Raw genomic sequence first — 4,441 nt, 5'->3', positions numbered from 1 at the left:
ACCCGCTGCTGCGACGGACCGTTCGGCGCCGTCAACCCGTTCGACGCACCATCCTGATTGACCGCACTCCCCCGAATCACCGCCAACACCCGATGTCCATTGCGCCGCGCATCCGACAACCGCTCCAGAAGCAGCATGCCCGCGCCCTCGGCGAAACCCGTACCGTCCGCACCCGCCGCGAACGCCCGGCAACGGCCGTCCGGCGAGAGTGCGCGCTGGCGGCTGAACTCGACGTACACCGTGGGGCTGGCGGTGACCGTCGCCCCTCCGGTGAGGGCCAGCGAGCACTCGCCGTTGCGCAGCGCCCGGACTGCCAGGTGCAGCGCCACAAGGGACGAGGAGCACGCCGTGTCGACGGTGAAGGTGGGGCCCTGGAGGCCGAAGGTGTAGGCCACCCGCCCAGCGGCGACACTGGTGGTGTTGCCGGTCAGCAGGTAGCCCTCCAGGTCGTGCGGGGTGCCCGGCGGGCGGGTGACGTACTCGGCCGGTACGACGCCGAGGATCACGCCGGTGTCGCTGCCCCGCGCCATGGCGGGATCGATGCCGGCCCGTTCGAAGACCTCCCAGGCGGTCTCCAGCAGCAGCCGCTGCTGCGGATCCATGGCCAGGGCCTCTCGCGGCGAGATGCCGAAGAACGCGGCGTCGAAGGCGTCGGCGTGGTCGACGAAGCCGCCGCGCCGCGTGTACGCGGTGCCCAGGGCATCCGGGTCCACGTCGTAGAGGTCCTCGACGCGCCAGCCGCGATCGGCAGGGAACGCGGAGGTCGCGTCGCGGCCGTTGGCTACCAACTGCCAAAGGGCCTCGGGGTCGTTCGCACTGCCGGGGTATCGGCAGCTCATAGCGATGATGGCGATCGCGTCCTCGTCGTCCGGGGCCGCCGGGGCGTCGGTGCGGGCAAGGGCGGGTTGCGGTCCGGAGGGCGCGAGGCGTTCGTACAGCAGGGCGGCGACGGCGTCGGGGGTGGGGTGGTCGAAGACCAGGGTCGCGGGCAGTCGCAGCCCGGTCGCCGCGTCGAGGCGGTTGCGCAGTTCGACGGCGGTGAGCGAGTCGAAGCCGGACTCCTTGAAGGGCCGTCCCGGGTCGACGCCGGCGGGCCCGGAGTGTCCGAGAACGTCCGCGACCTGTTCGCGGACCAGGTCGGTCAGGGCCTGCGCGCGGGCGGCCTCGGGCAGTCGGGCCAGGCGGCCGGCGAGTGCGGAGCGCGGTGCGGACGACGCCTGGGCGGCCCCGCGGGCCGGGCGCGGGAGCAGGCCGCGCAGCAGATGCGGCACCGCGCCGTCCGGGTGCCGGGGCGGCGCCAGGCGGGCCGCCACGAACGCTCCGGGCAGACCGACCGCCGCGTCGAACAGAGCGAGGCCCGCGTCGGCCGTCAGTGGTACGACGCCGAGCCGGGCCAGCCTCTCCAGGTCGGCGGCGTCGAGGTCGCCTGCCATCCCGTCGGTGCCCCAAGGGCCCCAGGCAAGCGAGGTCGCGGGACGTCCCTCGGCGCGACGGCGGGCGGCGAGAGCGTCGAGGAAGGCGTTGGCCGCCGCGTAGTTGCCCTGCCCCGCGTTGCCCAGGACGCCGGCCAGCGAGGAGAACAGCGTGAAGGAGGCCAGGTCGAGGCCCCGGGTCAGCAGGTGGAGGTTCCAGGCGGCGTCCGCCTTGGGCCGCAGGACGGCGGCGCAGCGTTCGGGGGTCAGCGTCTCCAGGGTTCCGTCGTCGAGGACGCCGGCCGCGTGCACGACGGCGGTCAGCGGATGCTCGGCGGGGACCGCCTCCAACAGCGCAGCCAGAGCCGCCCGATCCGCCACATCACACGCGGCAACGGTCACCTCGACACCCAACCCACGCAACTCCGCGGCCAGTTCCGCCGCCCCCGGAGCCCCCATACCCCGCCGACTGGTCAACAGCAGACGCCGTACGCCGTACTCGGCAACCAGATGCCGGGCGAACAGGGCGCCGAGTCCGCCGGTGCCGCCGGTGATCAGCACCGTGCCGTCCGGCCGAAGTGCGGCCGGGATTGCCAGGACGACCTTCTGGGCCTGCCCGGTCTCGTTGAGCAGGCTCAGCGACTCACGGACGCCGGTCACCTCACGCACCACAGCCGGCAGCGGAGTGAGCACGCCCCGCGTCCACAGCGGCACCAGCTCGGCGAACGCCTCCACGGCCTCCTCCGGGGCGTGCCGGTCCGGCCACGGCGGGAGTTCGGCGGCGTCGAGGACCGCGTCGAACGAGCCTTCGGGGGCCTGAGCGGAGTCCGCGGCCACCGCTTGGACCTCCCAGCCGTGATGCCGGGCCAGACCCACCACCGCCCGGCCCGCCCCGCTGTCCGCCGCGCGCACCAGCAGGGTCCGCCCCGGCCGATCGGCGGCGAGCGCGCGCAATGCCTGGTGAGCCGCGAGAGAGGTCAGGGGCAAGGTCGCGGCCTGCGTGTACGACCATCCGGCGGGTATCGGCGCGAGAAGCCGGTGGTCGGTCTCCGCGAGGGAGGCGACGGCGCCGGGGAACAGACCGAACACCCGGTCCCCCGGGGCGAGTCCGGTGACGCCAGGACCGACCTCGGTCACGATTCCGGCGCCCTCCGCGCCCAGCGGCGCCTCACCGGGCAGCATGCAGAGGGCCGCGAGCACGTCGTGGTTGTCCAGGACCGCCGCCCGGACCGCGACCCGTACCCGCCCTGCGCCGGGCGGCCCGGCCGGAGTCGCAACCGGCACCAGTGCCAAGTTGGCGAGCGACCCCCTGGGTACGGCGTCCAGCCGCCAGGCCGGTGCGCCCACCGGCGGCACGAGCCGACCGCCGAGCTGCGCCCGGGCCAGCCTGGGGGCATATAACGTGCCACCTCTGATGGACAGTTGGGGTTCATCGACGCCTGGCGCGGTCAGCGCGGCGCGCGCCGAGGCCGGATCGTCGTCCAGGTCCAGCAGCAGGAACCGGCCCGGGTGCTCGGCCTGCGCCGCGCGGACGAGTCCCCATACCGGAGCAGCCACCGGATCGTCCAGGCCGGGCCCGGCGTCGGGGGCGACCGCGCTCCGGGTCACCAGACCCAGCCGGCAGCCGGCCAGCCGCTCGTCGGCCACCCACTCCTGGAGCAGCATCAGCACCTGGGAGACGGTGTCGTGAACCGCGGCGGGCACGGACCGGGCCGCACCGTCGAAGGGGGCACCCGCCCCGTCCGTCGGGCCGACGGCCACCAGTACGACGTCGGGCAGCCGGGCCCCTGTACCGGCCGCCTCGGCCAGCGTCGCGGGCGTCAGGTACCGCTCCACGCCCGTCAGCCCCAGGTCGTCCGGACCGAGGAGCGCCACCCGCGGACCGCTGGACGTGTCGGCCGTTACAGGACTCCAGACGGTGGTGAACAGCATGTCGTGCCGCCGGGCACCAACGACGCTCAGCTGTTCCGGCGCGATGGCCCGGAACACCAGGGACGCCACCGACACGACCGGCGAGCCCGCCGCGTCGGCCGCCTCCAGAGTCACCGCGTCCTCGCCCCGGCGTGCGAGGTGCACCCGCAGCGCGGTCGCGCCGGACGCGTGCAGCCGGACGCCGCCCCAGGAGAAGGGCAGCCGGACCGGAGCGGTGTCCGCTCCGGCGCCCTCGACCGCGAGCAGCGCGAACGGGTGGAGCGCCGCGTCCATCAGCGCGGGGTGCACGCCATACCCGGCGGCCGTGTTGCCGGCGGGCAGTTCGACCTCAGCCCACAGGTCGTCCCCGCTGCCCCAGGCACGGGTCATACCGCGCAGTGCCGGTCCGTAGCCGAGACCGTGCGCGGCCAGCCGCTGGTAGGCGTCGGCGACGGGCAGTTCCGGGGCGGGCGGCGGCCAGGCCGTGAGGTCGGCGCCGGGCACCGGGGTACCGGGGGCGAGGACACCGGTGGCGTGCCGAGACCACCGCGCGGTACGGCCGGCCGCGCCACCGGGGCGGCTGTGGATACCGAGGGTGCGCCGACCGGTGTCGTCGGGCCGACCCAGCACGATCTGCAGGTCGACGCTCTCCTGGTCGGACATCACCAGCGGCGATTCCAGGACCAGTTCCTCGACCTCGTCGCAGCCCACCCGGTCCGCGGCGCGAACAGCCAGCTCCAGGAAGGCCGTGCCGGGTACGACGACCGCGCCGACGATCGTGTGGTCGGCCAGCCACTCCTGCTCACGGAGGGCGAAACGGCCTGCCAGCACCAGGCCGTCCGCGTCCGCCAGGTCGACGGCCGCCGACAGCACCGCATGCTCGACCGTCTCCAGCCCGGCCGACGCCACCGAGGCGGTGGCGCCCGGGCCGTGCGCCCAGTAGCGCCGGCGCTCGAAGGGGTAGGTCGGCAACTCCACGGGCATCGAGCGGTTCGCGTCGGCCAAGCCGACGTAGGCCGGGAGCCAGTCGACGTGCATGCCGTGTGTGTGCAGCGCGGCCAGCGCGGCATACACCGTCGCCGCCTCGTCCCGGTCCCGACGGGCCGCGGCCACCGCCA

General features: G+C 74.8%; 1 protein-coding gene. It reads right to left on the bottom strand.

Going from position 1 to position 4,441, the window contains the following annotated elements:
• Positions 1 to 4,441 (bottom strand): SDR family NAD(P)-dependent oxidoreductase (locus ACIHCX_RS38010; protein ID WP_400037980.1); only part of this gene is annotated, 4,441 nt, incomplete at both ends.

It is taken from the genome of Streptomyces sp. NPDC052043, assembly GCF_044548235.1.
GTDB lineage: Bacteria > Actinomycetota > Actinomycetes > Streptomycetales > Streptomycetaceae > Streptomyces.
The sequence above is the reverse complement of the archived record's forward strand: the minus strand, read 5'-3'. Positions and strand labels throughout refer to the sequence as shown.